Below are 14,235 nucleotides of genomic sequence, written 5' to 3' on the forward strand. Positions count from 1 at the left end.
AAAGGAGCAGCCCATGGCTACCGTGAAAGTCGATATCAATAACTTCCAGTCGGAAGTTCTGGAATCCGCAGAACCCGTCGTCGTCGATTTCTGGGCCGAATGGTGCGGCCCGTGCAAGATGATTGCACCGAGCCTCGAAGAAATCGCCGTCGAGATGGAAGGCAAGGTCAAGGTCGCCAAGCTGAATATCGATGAGAACCCGGAACTCGCTGCACAGTTCGGTGTGCGCTCCATTCCGACCCTTGCAATCTTCAAGGGCGGCGAAGTTGCCGATATCTCTGTCGGCGCAAAGCCGAAGACGGCTCTGTCGAACTGGATTTCGAGCGCCGCCTGATTGATATCGGCCAACTTATATTACTTGACGAAAAGCCCGGTTCGACCGGGCTTTTTTCATTTCACGGCCTTTATTTCGGGGGCGTGCCGTTGTCGGCAAGCACATCGCCGACGAGATAGAGAGAGCCGCCGACCAGGATGCGCGGCGGCAATGCCTCCGGATCGAGAACGGCTTTTATCGCTTCCAGCGCATCGCCGACCGTCAACATCGGTTCTGCAACCAAACCGGCATCATAAGCGGCATTCGACAATATTACCGGGTCGATCATCGCTTCGCTGCCGCGGATCGGCACGCAGAAAACCTTCTCGACCAGGCCGGTAAAGGCCTTGAAATAGCCGACCGGATCCTTGGTGTTGATCATGCCGGTAATCAGGAAAAGCGGCCGAGACTGGCGCTCCTCGAAATTGGCCATGGCTTCGGCGATCACTTCGCCGGCACCCGGATTATGCCCGCCATCGATCCAGATCTCGGCGCCGGCCGGCGCATGCGACAGCAGCCGGCCCTCACTCAGACGCTGCAGCCGGCCCGGCCATTCGACCGAACTCATCGCCTTTTCCATCATCGTCTCGGTGACGGCGAAACCCGCCGCCTTGACGGCCCGAATGGCGGCGGCGGCATTGGCATATTGATGGCGGCCGGGAAGGCGCGGCAGCGGCAGGTCGGCAAGGCCGAATTCGTCCTGGTAGACGAGCCGGCCATATTCCTCATGCGCCATGAAATCCTGCCCGAAGACGGTGCTCGGGCAATGCAGCCGTTCGGCCGTCGACATCAGCACGTCGAGAGCTGCGTCATATTCCTGATGACCGATGACAACGGGAAATCCCGGCTTCATGATGCCGGCTTTTTCGGCCGCGATCAGCTCGACCCTGTCGCCGAGATAGGGCTGGTGATCCAGCGAAATCGGCATGATCACCGAGACGGCCGGATCGGAAATGACATTGGTGGCGTCGAACCGGCCGCCGAGACCGACTTCGATGATCGCAGCATCGGCCGGATGTTCGGAAAACAGGATGAAGGTGACCGCCGTCAGGATTTCGAAAACGGTAATGTGCTGTCCTGCATTGGCATCGGCCACGCGACGCACGGCCTCGGCAAAGACGGCGTCGTCGACAAGCTGCCCGCGTCCGCCCTTTACGCCAATGCGATAACGCTCGTGCCAATTGACGAGATGCGGCGAGGTGTGGACATGAGCGCTGTAGCCGCCGGCTTCGAGCAGGGCGCGGCAGAAGGCGGTGACCGACCCCTTGCCGTTGGTGCCGGCGACATGGATCACCGGCGGCAGTTTCCTGTGCGGATTGCCGAGCACATCGAGAAGACGAGTGATGCGATCGAGAGACAGATCAAAACCCTTGGGATGCAATCCCATGAGCTTGTCGATCTCCTGTGCTGCCTCGCTCACCGCGGTTTGGCCTCTGGGTATCAATTCGGCACCCCGCCTGCTTGTCGGTTATCAGGCGCTCGCCGCCAGGGCAATCGCGCCGCCATTCATGTCGTTCGCCGCAGAAACCGGCTTCTTCGTCAGGATCTTCAAGAGGCGCGCCAGCGTTTCCGGAATATCGTGGCGCTTGACGACCATATCGACCATACCATGCTCCAGCAGGTATTCGGCGGTCTGGAAGCCTTCGGGCAGTTTTTCACGCAACGTCTGCTCGATCACGCGCTTGCCGGCAAAGCCGATTTCGGCGCCGGGCTCGGCCAGATGAATATCGCCAAGCATGGCATAGGAGGCCGTGACGCCACCCGTCGTCGGGTTGGTCAGCACGACGATATAGGGCTGGCCGGATTCTTTCAGCATGTCGACGGCAACCGTCGTGCGCGGCAGCTGCATCAGCGACAGGATGCCTTCCTGCATGCGCGCACCGCCGGAAGCGGGGAACATCACCAACGGGCACTTTTCAGACGTCGCACGCTCGAAAGCCTTGACGATCGCCTCGCCGGCGGCCATGCCGAGCGAACCGCCGATAAAGTTGAATTCGTGCACAACGGCCACGAGTTTCAGTCCCTGCACCTTTCCGACGCCCGCGAGGATCGTATCCTCCTGTTCGGTCTTCAGGCGGCTGTCGCGCAGGCGATCGCTATATTTCTTCGAATCGCGGAACTTCAGCGGGTCCTGCGCGACCTTCGGCTGCGGCAGCGATTCGAACTCGCCATTGTCGAAAAGATCGGACAGGCGGGCCTTGGCCGGCATCTTCATGTGATAACCGGACGCCGGAATGACCCATTTGTTGCCTTCCAGATCCTTGTGGAAGACCATCTCGCCCGTTTCCGGGCACTTGATCCAGAGGTTCTCCGGCACTTCGCGACGGCCCAGCATGGAATTGATCCGCGGGCGAACGTAGTTGGTGATCCAGTTCAACTCGAATACTCCTGATAGTCTAAAGCGCGCCGTGATCTTTTCAGATTCGCTGCCACGCTTTAGGTCCTAGTTTCCCGCATGTCGTTGCCGCAAAACCGCTGCACACTTTTGCGCGACATGCTTTATTGCCAATGTGGGCAAACTATTCGGCAGCAACAAGGCGCGCCGAACGTGTTCCCGTGGAAAGGCCGCGCACCAGCGTGGCAACCGCCTGAACGGTGTCCGCCGTTGCCTTTCCGTCATGCGTCAAGCTGGTCGCGACCTGATTGACGATCGCGGTGCCAACGACGACGCCGTCGGCCGAACCGCCGATGACTTTTGCATGTTCCGCCGTCTTGACGCCGAAGCCGACGCAGACGGGCAGCTTGGTGTGCTGCTTGATGCGCTCGACCGCGCCCGAAACCAGCGACGGATCGGGCAGCGCCGAACCGGTGATGCCGTTCATCGAGACGTAGTAGACGAAGCCTGAAGTGTTCTTCAGGACCTTCGGCAGGCGCTTCTCATCCGTCGTCGGCGTCGCCAGGCGGATGAAATTGATGCCTTTGCGGATAGCCGGAATGCAGAGCTCGTCATCCATCTCGGGCGGCAGGTCGACAACGATCAGGCCGTCGATACCGGCAGCGAGCGCGTCGTCGAGGAATTTCTCGACGCCGTAAATATAGATCGGGTTATAATAACCCATCATCACGATCGGCGTCGCATCGTTCGTCTTGCGGAAATCGGCCGCCAGCTGCAGCGTCTTCTTCAGCGTCTGGCCGCCTTTCAGCGCCCGCTGGCCGGCCAGCTGGATCGCCGGGCCGTCGGCCATCGGATCGGAAAAGGGCATGCCGAGCTCGATAATGTCGGAGCCTGCCTCCGGCAGCGCCTTCATGATGCCGAGCGAGGTGTCGTAGTCGGGATCGCCGCCCATGAAATAGGTCACAAGTGCCGGACGGCCCTCGGCCTTCAGCTCGGCGAAGCGTTTGTCCATGCGTGCGGTCATGTCTTACAGTCCCATTCCCAGAATCTTGCCGACGGTGAAGATATCCTTGTCGCCGCGGCCGGAGAGGTTCATCAGGATGATCTCGTCCTTGCCCATCGTCGGGGCGCGTTTGATCACCTCGGCAATCGCGTGCGAGGGCTCGAGCGCCGGGATGATGCCTTCGAGGCGGGTCAGGGTCTGGAAAGCTTCGAGCGCTTCGTGATCCATGATCGGCACATAGTCGACACGGCCGGTATCGTTCAGCCAGGAATGTTCGGGGCCGATGCCGGGATAATCGAGACCGGCCGAAATCGAATGGCCTTCCTTGATCTGACCGTCACCATCCTGCAGCAGGTAGGTGCGGTTGCCATGCAGCACGCCTGGCGAACCGGCGGTGATCGAGGCGCAATGTTCGTCGCCCTGCAGACCCTTGCCGCCGGCTTCGACGCCGACGATCTTGACAGAGGGATCATCCAGGAAAGGATGGAAAATGCCGATGGCGTTCGAGCCGCCGCCGACGGCAGCGATGACGAGATCCGGAAGACGGCCTTCGGCCGCCAGCATCTGCTCTTTCGCTTCGATACCGATCACCGACTGGAAATCGCGGACCATCTCCGGATAGGGATGCGGACCGGCTGCCGTCCCGATCAGGTAATAGGTATCCTCGACATTGGTGACCCAGTCGCGAAGCGCCTCGTTCATGGCATCCTTCAGCGTACCGCTGCCTGCCGTGACCGGTTTGACCTCCGCGCCGAGCAGCTTCATGCGGAAAACATTCGGCGCCTGACGCTCGACGTCGGTGGCGCCCATATAGACGACGCAGGGAAGGCCAAAGCGGGCTGCAACGGTCGCGGAGGCGACGCCGTGCTGGCCGGCACCGGTTTCGGCGATGATGCGGGTCTTGCCCATGCGCTTGGCGAGCAGGATCTGGCCGATGCAATTGTTGATCTTGTGCGAGCCGGTATGGTTCAGCTCTTCGCGCTTGAAATAGATCTTCGCGCCGCCGAGTTCGGCCGTCAGCCGCTCGGCGAAATAGAGCGGGCTCGGGCGGCCGATATAATGCGCGCCGAGATGCTTCAATTCGGCCTGGAATGCCGGATCGTTCTTTGCCCTGTTCCACTCATCCTGCAGGTCGAGGATCAGCGGCATCAGCGTTTCGGCGACGAAACGACCGCCATAAATGCCGAAACGGCCATCTTCATCGGGGCCGGAACGGAAGGAATTCGGTTTAGGCGTCTCGTTCACTCTCAACTCCCTGAGGCCATCATCGGCGCATTCGCCTTTTCGACCGCGTCAAAAAATTCATCGATCTTCGCGACGCTCTTCACGCCAGGCGCAGTTTCGACTCCCGAGGAGACGTCGATGCCCGGTGCCTTGGTGACGAAAAGCGCTTCTGCGACATTGTCCTTGTTCAGCCCGCCGGAAAGCATGTAGTCGACGCTGCCGTCAAGCCAGCTGAGAAGGCTCCAATCGAAGGAAATACCGTTGCCGCCAGGCAGTTCCGAACCCTTCGGCGCTTTGGCGTCGAAGAGGAAACGGTCGGCGATGCCGATATAGGCCTCGACGCGCTTCAGGTCGTCTGCCGTGCGCACCGAAAAGACCTTCATCACGGGCAGACCATAGAGCGCCTTTATGGTCAGCACATGTTCGGGGCTCTCATTGCCGTGAAGCTGGAGCATATCCGGCTTCAACAACGAGACGATCTCGTCGAGTTCGTCATTGGTCGGATCGACCACGACGGCGACGATTTTCGCCTTGCCACGCGCAGGTTCGGCCAGTTTTGCCGCCAGGTCCGGCTCGATATAACGCGGGCTCTTTTCGAAGAAGATAAAACCGATATGGGTCGCGCCGCGCTTCAGCGCGCGATCGACAGCCTCAGGCGTCTTCAAACCACAGATCTTGATATCCGGTCTCATGGCAGCGAAGTGACACGAAATGCGGAAAGAGTCGAGCCAATTTGCGACGGACACTGAATTTAGCGCGGCTCTCGGCTAGAGCGCCGCGCGTCCAAAGGACGCTCTATCACTTTAAATCTGCACATAATGCTTTCCGAAAAATCGATTCCGATTTTCGGGGTTATGCGCTAGTCGAAATCGATGGCATGCAACTGGCTGCCATGCCGCTTGAGCCAGGACTTCGCTTCCTCCATACCGGGGCAAAGCTTACGGCAGAGAACCCAGAAGTGCGGGCCGTGGTTCATTTCCTTGAGGTGGGCGACCTCATGGGCGGCGAGATAATCGATCACCGAAGGCGGCGCCATGACGATACGCCACGAAAAGCTCAGATTTCCCTCCGACGAGCACGAGCCCCACCGGCTGCGGGTATCCTTCATCGAGATCGAGCGGATCGGCGCTCTGATCGTTGCTGCATGCATCGTCGCCAGTCTTGCGAGATCGGCGCGCGCCTCCTTCTTGAGAAAGGCCGCAATGCGCCGTCCGACATGTTCCGGCATACCGCTGACGCGCAACACCGGGATGCCGTCTATGGAAACCGCCTCCGTCAGCCCGCGCAAGCTGCCGCTGTGCTGGATGCGATGGGAAACGCCGCGAAGGAGGATTTCGCCGCCGTCACGCAGGCCGGTATCGGTCGAAAACTTGGCAAGCTTGGTGAGTAGCCACCCCTGGTGACGATCGAGGAAAGCATTGACCTCACGCGCCGCAAGGCCTTTCGGCACCGTCATCTTCAAGGCGCGGCCACCCGGTTCGATGCGCAGCGTGATGCGTGTCGCCCGGTCGTGCTGCTTGATCGTCAGCGGCATGAGCCGGCCGGCGACGTCGAGCGTCCGCATTTCGGGCGGTGACGGCTTTCGCGCCTTCGACCTTGTTTTCAGAAGCGAGAACATGGGTGTTTTCTATACGATTCGCCGGCAAATCTAAATGATCGCCGGAAGGGCAAACGTGGAAAAACCGGCATCGCGAGATGCCGGTCATCAATTCATCGTTCAGGCGTTTACGGTGTCTGGTATTCAGCGACCGGGCCGTTGTCATCGCGCTTGGCGTTTCTGCGGTCGCGCATGAAACGGTCGAACTCTTCCTGATCCTTGGCGCGGCGGAGCTCGCGCAGATAGGAGTCGAATTCCTCGCGCATTTCGTCAAGCTTGCGGCGCTCTTCCTCCATGCGGTCGAGTTCGGCCTTGCGCCAGTCGTCAAAGGCGACGTTGCCGGTCGAAAAATGCGGGCGGTGACGGCCATGCGGGCGGCGGCAGGAGGCAAAGAAGCCATCGGTCGCCTGGTTGACGTCACGCTTGAAGCCGCGCAGACGGTCGCCGAAGATGATGTAGGCAAGCATGGCAAGACCCAGAGGCCAGAAAACCATGAAGCCGAGAATCATCAGGGCAATGGTAGCCGGAGTCCAATCCGGTCGAAGCAATGCTGACTGGTTCATCGTGCGGGTATCCCTCGCTTTCCGCGCCCGGCAGAATACCGAACGCTGAAATCGATGTGGTTACCGCAATAACCGCCTTCAAGACGATTGCCCGCGAAATCGGACAAGGCCTTGAATCCGTTTTGCTAATTCAGCTATCCCTGATTCAGCCCGCCCGGCCGCCCTTGATGACACGCCGGACCGGAGGCTTAACGGCAGAACGCGAATGCTGGCGGACGAAATCGATGATGCGCGGCGCGATCTCGCGGCGGAAACGCGAACCATTGAAAACACCATAATGGCCGACATCCGGCTGAAGATAGTGCATGCGCATATCTTCGGGAATGTTCACGCAGATGGTCTGCGCCGCCTCTGTCTGGCCGACCCCCGAGATATCGTCATTCTCACCTTCGACGGTCAGCAGCGCCACGTTGCGAATTGCCGCCGGATCGACGCGTTTGCCGCGATGCATCAGTTCGCCCTTCGGCAGCGAATGCTTGATGAAGACCTCCTCCACCGTCTGCAGATAGAATTCGGCGGTCAGATCCATGACGGCGAGATATTCGTCGTAGAAATCGCGATGTTTTTCCGGCTCGCCGTCGTTCTTCACAAGATGCATGAAGAATTCCTTGTGCGCGACGAGGTGGCGATCAAGATTCATCGACATAAAGCCCGAGAGCTGCAGGAATCCCGGATAGACCGGGCGCATGAAGCCCGGCTGCGGCCAGGGCACATTCATGATGACATTGTCGGAGAACCACTGCAGCGATCGCTCCTGGGCGAGCTTGTTGACCGCCGTCGGGTTGATGCGCGTGTCGATCGGGCCGCCCATCAGCGTCATCGACGCCGGCGAAAGCGGATCCCTGGCTTCTTCCATCACGGCAGCGGCTGCCAGCACCGGAACGGAAGGCTGGCAGACGGCGATGACATGCGTGTCGTGACCGAGGAAATGCAGCATCTCGATGACGTAGTCGACGTAATCGTCGAAATCGAACGTGCCTTCTGTCATCGGCACCATGCGGGCGTCAATCCAGTCGGTGATGTAGATATCGGCACTCGGCAGCAACGCCTCGACCGTGCCGCGCAGCAGCGTGGCATAGTGGCCAGACATCGGCGCGACGATCAGGATGCGCGGGTCATTGCGGCTGGCGGCGGGCGCATTGCGCGCGAAATGCAAGAGATTGCAGAAGGGGCGCGACCAGATGACCTCTTCGCGGACGGTCACCGTCTTGTCACCGATCGTCGTCTGCTTCAGTCCGAATTCCGGTTTCCCGTAGCGGCGCGTCGTACGTTCGAACATTTCGAGACTTGCCGCCATCGTGCGACCGAATGGCGTATGGGAGAACGGATTCAGCGGATTGGCATAGGCAAATCGCATGATATCGGCCGCGGCGCGAAACGGCGCCATGGCGGCATGGTTCAATTCATAAAGCTGATAAAACATTGGAAGGCGCCACCTTTCTCTATCGAAAAGATGACGCCGATTGAGAGGCATCGACTCTTTTCGTAACGCGGGCACGTCGCGCAGACTAACAGGTTTTTGTTGCACAGCAACATGGGCGTACCAGACCCACACAGGAAATGCCGCAGAATTGACCTGCGGCATCATAATCGACCTGAAAACTTAAGTTTCTCAGCAAGAAGCGTCGTTAACGATCCGCTATGAAGGTCTGCTTCTGCGTGCCGAGACCTTCGATGCCGAGTTCGACCACGTCGCCGGCCTTGAGATAACGCGGCGGCTTGAGGCCCATGCCGACGCCCGGAGGCGTGCCGGTCGAGATCACGTCGCCGGGGTGCAGCGACATGAACTGGCTGAGATAGGAGACGAGGAACGCAACCCCGTAAACCATCGTCTTCGATGAGCCGTTCTGCATCTTCTGGCCGTTGACCGTCAGCCACATGCCGAGGTTCTGCGGTTCGGGAATTTCATCCTTGGTCACAAGCCAGGGTCCGATCGGACCAAAGGTGTCGCAGGATTTGCCCTTGGTCCACTGACCGGACCGCTCGGTCTGGAAAGCGCGCTCGGACACGTCATTGGAAACGCAATAACCGGCGACATAATCCAGCGCTTCGGCTTCCGTCACATATTTGGCAGTTTTGCCGATGACGACGCCGAGTTCGACTTCCCAATCGGTCTTTTCCGAACCGCGGGGAATGATGACATTGTCGTTCGGTCCGACGATTGCGGATGTTGCCTTCATGAAGATGATCGGCTCGGGCGGCACGGTCGCACCGGTTTCGGCAGCATGATCCGAATAATTCAAACCGATGCAGATGAACTTGCCAGTGCCCGCGACGCAGGCGCCGATGCGGCCGGGTGCGATTTCCGGAAGGCTCTTCGGATCGATCGCCGCTATCTTTGCAAGGCCTGCCGGTCCGATCGCTTCACCGCCGATATCGGCGACATGACCGGAGAGATCGCGGATCTTGCCATCGGCATCGAGAAGTGCTGGTTTTTCACTGCCGGCTTCGCCAACACGCATCAGCTTCATGGAATTTCCTCCTCATCGAAAACGGATTTGCAGCCACCTATGAACGAATTATTCATCGGTGTCATTACGGCTTTGCCGGGAAGCGGTACGGCTTTGTCGCGATTCGGATGATTTTCTGCTGAAAACCGACCGTATCTTTCGGCATCATGCTCTAAAAATTTCCGCCAAATCAGGGCCGGCGGGAACGATCTTCGTCGGATTTAGGCTTTCGATCGAATAGTAACCGCGCTTGATGTGATCGAGGTTCACCGTTTCACTGATGCCCGGCCAATCCAGCATGCGGCGGCAGAAGGCGCGCAGCTTGGCATAGTCGGAAAGCCGGCGCAGATTGCATTTGAAGATGCCGTGATAGGCGACGTCGAAGCGCACCAGCGTTACGAAGAGCCGGATATCGCTCTCGGTCGGATGATCGGCGAACAGAAAAGACCGGCCCTCGAATTGCTGCTCGACCCAGTTGAGGCAAGAAAAAACATCGGCAAAGGCCTCTTCATAGGCGATCTGCGTGGTGGCGAAACCGGCGCGGTACACGCCGTTGTTGAGATCAGGATAGATGCGATCGTTGAAAGCATCGATCTCGGTGCGTCTCTCTGCCGGGTAAAGATCGATCGGATTTTTTGCCAGACCACCGAAGCCGCCGTTCAGCATACGCAGGATATCGGCGGATTCATTGTTGACGATGGTCTTTCTCTGCTTGTCCCAGAGAACCGGCACGGTCGCCCGGCCGGTGAAATCGGGTGCTGCCCCGGTATAGATTTCATGCATATAGGTTACGCCGTTGATATGATCCTTTGTCGCGCCGGGATAATCGCCGAAGCGCCAGCCCTGCTTGCCCAGCAGCGGTTCAACGACCGAGACGGAGATGACGTCTTCCAGGCCCTTGAGCTTGCGGCCGATCAGGGTACGTGAGGCCCAGGGGCAGATATAGGCGACATAGAGATGGTAACGGCCGGCGCTGGCTGCAAAGCCGCCCTCGCCAGTCGGTCCGGCACTGCCATCCGGGGTCACCCAATTGCGGAAACTTGAGGTCTGGCGGACGAAGCCGCCCTTTTCGTCCTTTGCCTGAACGGGCTGCCAGTCTTCGGTCCATTTTCCGTTCACCAGCATGCGCAACTCCCCCGAACGATTGACTAAACGGTTTATTATCCTGCTTCGACGCCGGCGTGAGGCCGCTTTTATGGAGACAGTCTGTACACCCAAACTGCGACGATGCTGCGCTTGCCAAGCCGGTGAAGCAGGAAATATGTCTCTGCTATACAAAATGACGTGGAGTTCGAAATGCATCTCTCGAAGGCCGTCGTGCGGACCGAACATGCAAGCCGCTACCTGCAGCAGCTCTGCAAACACTGGAGCCACAAGTTCAGCGTCGATTTTGATCCTCTGAAGGGCCGGGTGCCGTTCAGCGATACGGCCGAGGTAACGTTTGCGGCCGACGATGCGGCGCTGACCATGGCACTTTCCGTCGCCGATCCCTCGCAACAGGAAACGATGCAGCACGTCATCGACGATCATCTGAAGCGCTTCGCCTTCCGCGAAGAACTCGACATCGTCTGGACGGACTAAGCCCAGCCCCCGATCCAAATTTTCTCCCCCCAACCATGGAACAAGCATGACGAAGAGCAATAGTCGCGAATCGGAATATCCCATCGATTCGATGTTTCTCGATCGCTGGTCGCCGCGCGCCTTCACCGGCGAAATCATCGAGGAAGCGCAGCTGCTCGGTTTGCTCGACGCCGCCCATTGGGCGCCGTCCTCGGCCAACCACCAGCCCTGGCGCTTCATCTATGGCCTCAAGGGTTCGGAGCATTGGGAGAAATTCGTCGCTTTGCTCGACGATTCCAACCAGGAATGGGCCAGGCATGCATCGGTGTTGATCTTCGTCGTGTCGCGCACCTTCACCGGGGCTGCCGGCTCGGCTGAGGAAAAGCCGAGCTACACCCATTCCTTCGATGCCGGTGCGGCATGGGGGCATCTGGCGATCCAGGCGCGCCTCTCCGGCCTTTACGCCCATGGCATGGGCGGCATCAAGCATGAGGAGATCAGGCAGGCTTTCGCCATTCCCGAGGGCTACCGGGTTGAAGCAGGCGTCGCCGTCGGCCGGCTGGCCGACAAGAGCGTTCTTTCCGAACGCAATCAGGCCCGCGAACTCCCCAGCCAGCGCAAGCCGCTCTCCGAGGTCGCCTTCAACGGGCGCTTCGTCGCGAATTGAGCGAAGCCAAAGGCCAAGCAGATATCGGGCAAACGAAAGCCCCGCCATCCTAAAGATAGCGGGGCCATTTATTTTTGAAATATCAATTAGATATCGAGGTTTGCAACGCTCAGCGCATTCTCCTGGATGAATTCGCGCCGCGGCTCGACTTCGTCACCCATCAGGCGGGCGAAGAGACCATCGGCGTCGGTGGCGTCGTTGACCCTGACCTGCAGCAGCGAGCGAACGTTCGGATCGAGCGTCGTTTCCCAGAGCTGTTCGGCATTCATCTCGCCAAGACCCTTGTAGCGCTGCATGGTCAGGCCCTTGCGGCCGCTTGCGAAGATCGCGTCGAGCAGGGCGCGCGGGCCGGAGATTTCGATGTCGCCTTCACGGCGATGCAGCGACGGCGGCGTCTGATAGATTTCCTTGAGGCGCGCCGTCAGCTGGTCGATGTGACGGGCATCCGAGGAACCGATCAGCGCCATATCGAGCACGACGAGTTCCCTGACGCCGCGGACCATGCGCTCGAGGCGCAGACCGCCATCGGTTGTCACATCGCCCCGCCAGCCGCGCTCGGTTTCCTCGGCGATGATGTCGAGGCGCCCGGCCACTTCGTTTGCCAGCGCCAGCGCTCTGGCCGGGTCGCTGGCGAGCTCGGCGTTGAGGGCGCCGGCAATCGCCGCTTGTTCGACGGCGGAACGATTGTAGCGCGAATGGAGATTGTCGAGCAGCGCGCGCATACGCAGAGCATCGAGGATGACCTCGCGCAGATCCTGGCCGGCGCGAACCTCGCCGCTGCCGAGCCTCAGCGAAGCATCTTCCAGGCCCTGGCTGATGAGATATTCTTCGAGCGCCTTCTCATCCTTCAGATACTGCACCGACTTGCCGCGCGAGACCTTATAGAGCGGCGGCTGAGCGATATAGAGATGACCGCGCTCGATCAGTTGCGGCATCTGGCGGAAGAAGAAGGTGAGCAGCAGGGTGCGGATATGGGCGCCGTCGACATCGGCGTCGGTCATGATGATGATCTTGTGGTAGCGCAGCTTTTCGACATTGAACTCGTCCTTGCCGATGCCGGTACCGAGCGCGGTGATCAATGTGCCGATTTCCTGGCTCGACAGCATCTTGTCGAAACGGGCGCGTTCGACGTTCAGGATCTTGCCGCGCAGCGGCAGGATCGCCTGATTCTCGCGCGAGCGGCCCTGCTTGGCCGAGCCGCCGGCAGAATCGCCTTCGACGAGGAAGACTTCGGATTTTGTGGGATCACGCTCGGAGCAGTCAGCAAGCTTGCCCGGCAGCGAAGCGATATCGAGTGCGCCCTTGCGGCGGGTCAACTCGCGGGCCTTGCGCGCCGCTTCGCGTGCGGCGGCGGCCTCGACGACCTTGCCGACGAGGATTTTGGCTTCGCTCGGATGTTCTTCGAACCAGGTGCTCAGCGCCTCGTTGACGAGACTTTCGACAACAGGACGGACTTCCGAGGAAACGAGCTTATCTTTGGTCTGCGAGGAGAATTTCGGATCCGGCACTTTGACCGACAGAACCGCAGTCAGGCCTTCGCGGCAATCTTCGCCCTGCAGCGTTACCTTTTCCCTTTTGGTGATGCCGGAACTGTCGGCATAGGAAACGACCTGGCGCGTCAGCGCCGCGCGGAAGCCGGCCATATGCGTGCCGCCGTCGCGTTGAGGGATGTTGTTGGTGAAGCAGAGCACGTTCTCATGATAGCTGTCGTTCCACCACATCGCGACTTCGACGGTGATGCCGTCCTTTTCGCCGTGGATGGCAACCGGCTTGTCGACGAGCGACTTCTTAGCGCGGTCCAGATAGGCGACGAAAGCCTCGAGGCCGCCGTCATAACGCAGTTCTTCCTGCTTGATATCGGAATGGCGCTTGTCGGTCAGCAGGATGCGGACGCCTGAATTCAGGAAGGCGAGCTCGCGAAGGCGATGCTCCAGCGTGCCGTAGTCGAACTCCGTCATGGTGAAGGTGCCGGTGCTCGGCATGAAGCTCACTTCCGTGCCGGTCTCATTCGGCGCGTCGCCCGTAACCTTCAGCGGAGCATCGGCCACGCCATGGGTGAAGCTCATTTCATGGATCTTGTCGTGACGGCGGATCTTCAGCTTCAGCCAGACGGACAGCGCGTTGACGACGGAGACGCCGACGCCGTGCAGGCCGCCGGAAACTTTGTAGGAATTCTGGTCGAACTTACCGCCGGCATGAAGCTGCGTCATGATGACTTCGGCAGCCGACACGCCTTCGCCGGTGTGGATGTCCGTCGGGATGCCGCGACCATTGTCGGTGACGGTCACCGAGCCATCCGGATTGAGAGTGACAGTGACGATGTCGGCATGGCCGGCAAGCGCTTCGTCGATCGCGTTGTCGACGACTTCATAGACCATGTGATGCAGGCCGGAGCCGTCGTCGGTATCGCCGATATACATGCCGGGGCGTTTGCGCACGGCATCGAGGCCCTTCAGAACCTTGATGGAATCTGCGCCATATTCGGTGCTTACGCCGTTTTCCGTCGCGGATGTATCGCTCATT

The 14,235-nt window shown here is 59.7% G+C and carries 14 protein-coding genes; 3 read left to right on the plus strand and 11 right to left on the minus strand.

Going from position 1 to position 14,235, the window contains the following annotated elements; translation table 11 throughout:
- Window positions 1-13: 13 nt before the first annotated feature.
- On the plus strand, window positions 14-334 hold the full coding sequence (gene trxA / locus FFM53_RS13200) for a thioredoxin (RefSeq protein WP_003544118.1): 321 nt from the start codon (window positions 14-16) through the stop codon (window positions 332-334).
- 70 nt (window positions 335-404) lie between these two features.
- On the opposite strand, the gene FFM53_RS13205 is transcribed toward trxA, so the two are convergent.
- From FFM53_RS13205 to FFM53_RS13250, 10 genes are all read right to left on the minus strand, one after another.
- Window positions 405-1,757, minus strand: a complete 1,353-nt coding sequence (locus FFM53_RS13205) for a bifunctional folylpolyglutamate synthase/dihydrofolate synthase (protein ID WP_171600302.1) — start codon at window positions 1,755-1,757, stop codon at window positions 405-407.
- Window positions 1,758-1,784: 27 nt separating this feature from the next.
- The gene (gene accD / locus FFM53_RS13210) at window positions 1,785-2,690 is read right to left on the minus strand and encodes an acetyl-CoA carboxylase, carboxyltransferase subunit beta (protein WP_138389328.1); all 906 of its coding nucleotides are present in this window, start codon (window positions 2,688-2,690) and stop codon (window positions 1,785-1,787) included.
- Between the two features lie 142 nt (window positions 2,691-2,832).
- On the minus strand, window positions 2,833-3,672 hold the full coding sequence (gene trpA / locus FFM53_RS13215) for a tryptophan synthase subunit alpha (RefSeq protein WP_029874599.1): 840 nt from the start codon (window positions 3,670-3,672) through the stop codon (window positions 2,833-2,835).
- A gap of 3 nt (window positions 3,673-3,675) precedes the next feature.
- Window positions 3,676-4,896 carry a tryptophan synthase subunit beta gene (trpB, locus tag FFM53_RS13220; protein WP_003544114.1) on the minus strand — a complete coding sequence of 407 codons (1,221 nt, stop codon included), beginning with the start codon at window positions 4,894-4,896 and terminating at the stop codon, window positions 3,676-3,678.
- Between the two features lie 2 nt (window positions 4,897-4,898).
- A complete protein-coding gene (locus FFM53_RS13225) occupies window positions 4,899-5,567 on the minus strand; it encodes a phosphoribosylanthranilate isomerase (protein WP_011649850.1) in 669 nt (222 codons plus the stop codon).
- Between the two features lie 167 nt (window positions 5,568-5,734).
- On the minus strand, window positions 5,735-6,493 hold the full coding sequence (locus tag FFM53_RS13230) for a M48 family metallopeptidase (RefSeq protein ID WP_138389329.1): 759 nt from the start codon (window positions 6,491-6,493) through the stop codon (window positions 5,735-5,737).
- Between the two features lie 107 nt (window positions 6,494-6,600).
- Window positions 6,601-7,035, minus strand: a complete 435-nt coding sequence (locus tag FFM53_RS13235; RefSeq protein ID WP_017962639.1) for a DUF2852 domain-containing protein — start codon at window positions 7,033-7,035, stop codon at window positions 6,601-6,603.
- Window positions 7,036-7,180: 145 nt separating this feature from the next.
- Window positions 7,181-8,458 (minus strand): polyhydroxyalkanoate depolymerase, encoded by a 1,278-nt coding sequence (locus FFM53_RS13240; protein WP_138389330.1) that lies wholly within the window; start codon window positions 8,456-8,458, stop codon window positions 7,181-7,183.
- A 205-nt stretch (window positions 8,459-8,663) separates the two neighbouring features.
- Complete coding sequence (locus tag FFM53_RS13245) at window positions 8,664-9,506, minus strand: fumarylacetoacetate hydrolase family protein (protein ID WP_138389331.1); 843 nt, start codon at window positions 9,504-9,506, stop codon at window positions 8,664-8,666.
- Window positions 9,507-9,650: 144 nt separating this feature from the next.
- The gene (locus FFM53_RS13250) at window positions 9,651-10,610 is read right to left on the minus strand and encodes a glutathione S-transferase family protein (protein ID WP_138389332.1); all 960 of its coding nucleotides are present in this window, start codon (window positions 10,608-10,610) and stop codon (window positions 9,651-9,653) included.
- A 171-nt stretch (window positions 10,611-10,781) separates the two neighbouring features.
- Between FFM53_RS13250 and FFM53_RS13255 the strand changes: the two genes are divergently transcribed.
- Both FFM53_RS13255 and FFM53_RS13260 read left to right on the plus strand, forming a co-directional pair.
- Window positions 10,782-11,066, plus strand: a complete 285-nt coding sequence (locus FFM53_RS13255; RefSeq protein ID WP_138389333.1) for a DUF2218 domain-containing protein — start codon at window positions 10,782-10,784, stop codon at window positions 11,064-11,066.
- A 46-nt stretch (window positions 11,067-11,112) separates the two neighbouring features.
- Window positions 11,113-11,712, plus strand: coding sequence for a nitroreductase family protein (locus FFM53_RS13260; RefSeq protein ID WP_138389334.1), 600 nt, complete (start codon window positions 11,113-11,115; stop codon window positions 11,710-11,712).
- A gap of 86 nt (window positions 11,713-11,798) precedes the next feature.
- On the opposite strand, the gene gyrB is transcribed toward FFM53_RS13260, so the two are convergent.
- Window positions 11,799-14,234, minus strand: a complete 2,436-nt coding sequence (gene gyrB / locus FFM53_RS13265; protein ID WP_012759550.1) for a DNA topoisomerase (ATP-hydrolyzing) subunit B — start codon at window positions 14,232-14,234, stop codon at window positions 11,799-11,801.
- Between the last annotated feature and the right edge of the window lies 1 nt (window position 14,235).

Source organism: Rhizobium indicum (genome assembly GCF_005862305.2).
Classification (GTDB): Bacteria; Pseudomonadota; Alphaproteobacteria; order Rhizobiales; family Rhizobiaceae; genus Rhizobium; species Rhizobium indicum.

Coding starts and splice junctions, on each gene's coding strand:
- FFM53_RS13230 (WP_138389329.1), bottom strand. CDS start 6,493: ATGTTCTCGCTTCTGAAAACAAGGTCGAAGGCGCGAAAGCCGTCACCG.
- FFM53_RS13260 (WP_138389334.1), top strand. CDS start 11,113: ATGACGAAGAGCAATAGTCGCGAATCGGAATATCCCATCGATTCGATG.
- FFM53_RS13240 (WP_138389330.1), bottom strand. CDS start 8,458: ATGTTTTATCAGCTTTATGAATTGAACCATGCCGCCATGGCGCCGTTT.
- trpA (WP_029874599.1), bottom strand. CDS start 3,672: ATGACCGCACGCATGGACAAACGCTTCGCCGAGCTGAAGGCCGAGGGC.
- FFM53_RS13250 (WP_138389332.1), bottom strand. CDS start 10,610: ATGCTGGTGAACGGAAAATGGACCGAAGACTGGCAGCCCGTTCAGGCA.
- FFM53_RS13245 (WP_138389331.1), bottom strand. CDS start 9,506: ATGAAGCTGATGCGTGTTGGCGAAGCCGGCAGTGAAAAACCAGCACTT.
- FFM53_RS13255 (WP_138389333.1), top strand. CDS start 10,782: ATGCATCTCTCGAAGGCCGTCGTGCGGACCGAACATGCAAGCCGCTAC.
- trxA (WP_003544118.1), top strand. CDS start 14: ATGGCTACCGTGAAAGTCGATATCAATAACTTCCAGTCGGAAGTTCTG.
- FFM53_RS13225 (WP_011649850.1), bottom strand. CDS start 5,567: ATGAGACCGGATATCAAGATCTGTGGTTTGAAGACGCCTGAGGCTGTC.
- FFM53_RS13235 (WP_017962639.1), bottom strand. CDS start 7,035: ATGAACCAGTCAGCATTGCTTCGACCGGATTGGACTCCGGCTACCATT.
- gyrB (WP_012759550.1), bottom strand. CDS start 14,234: ATGAGCGATACATCCGCGACGGAAAACGGCGTAAGCACCGAATATGGC.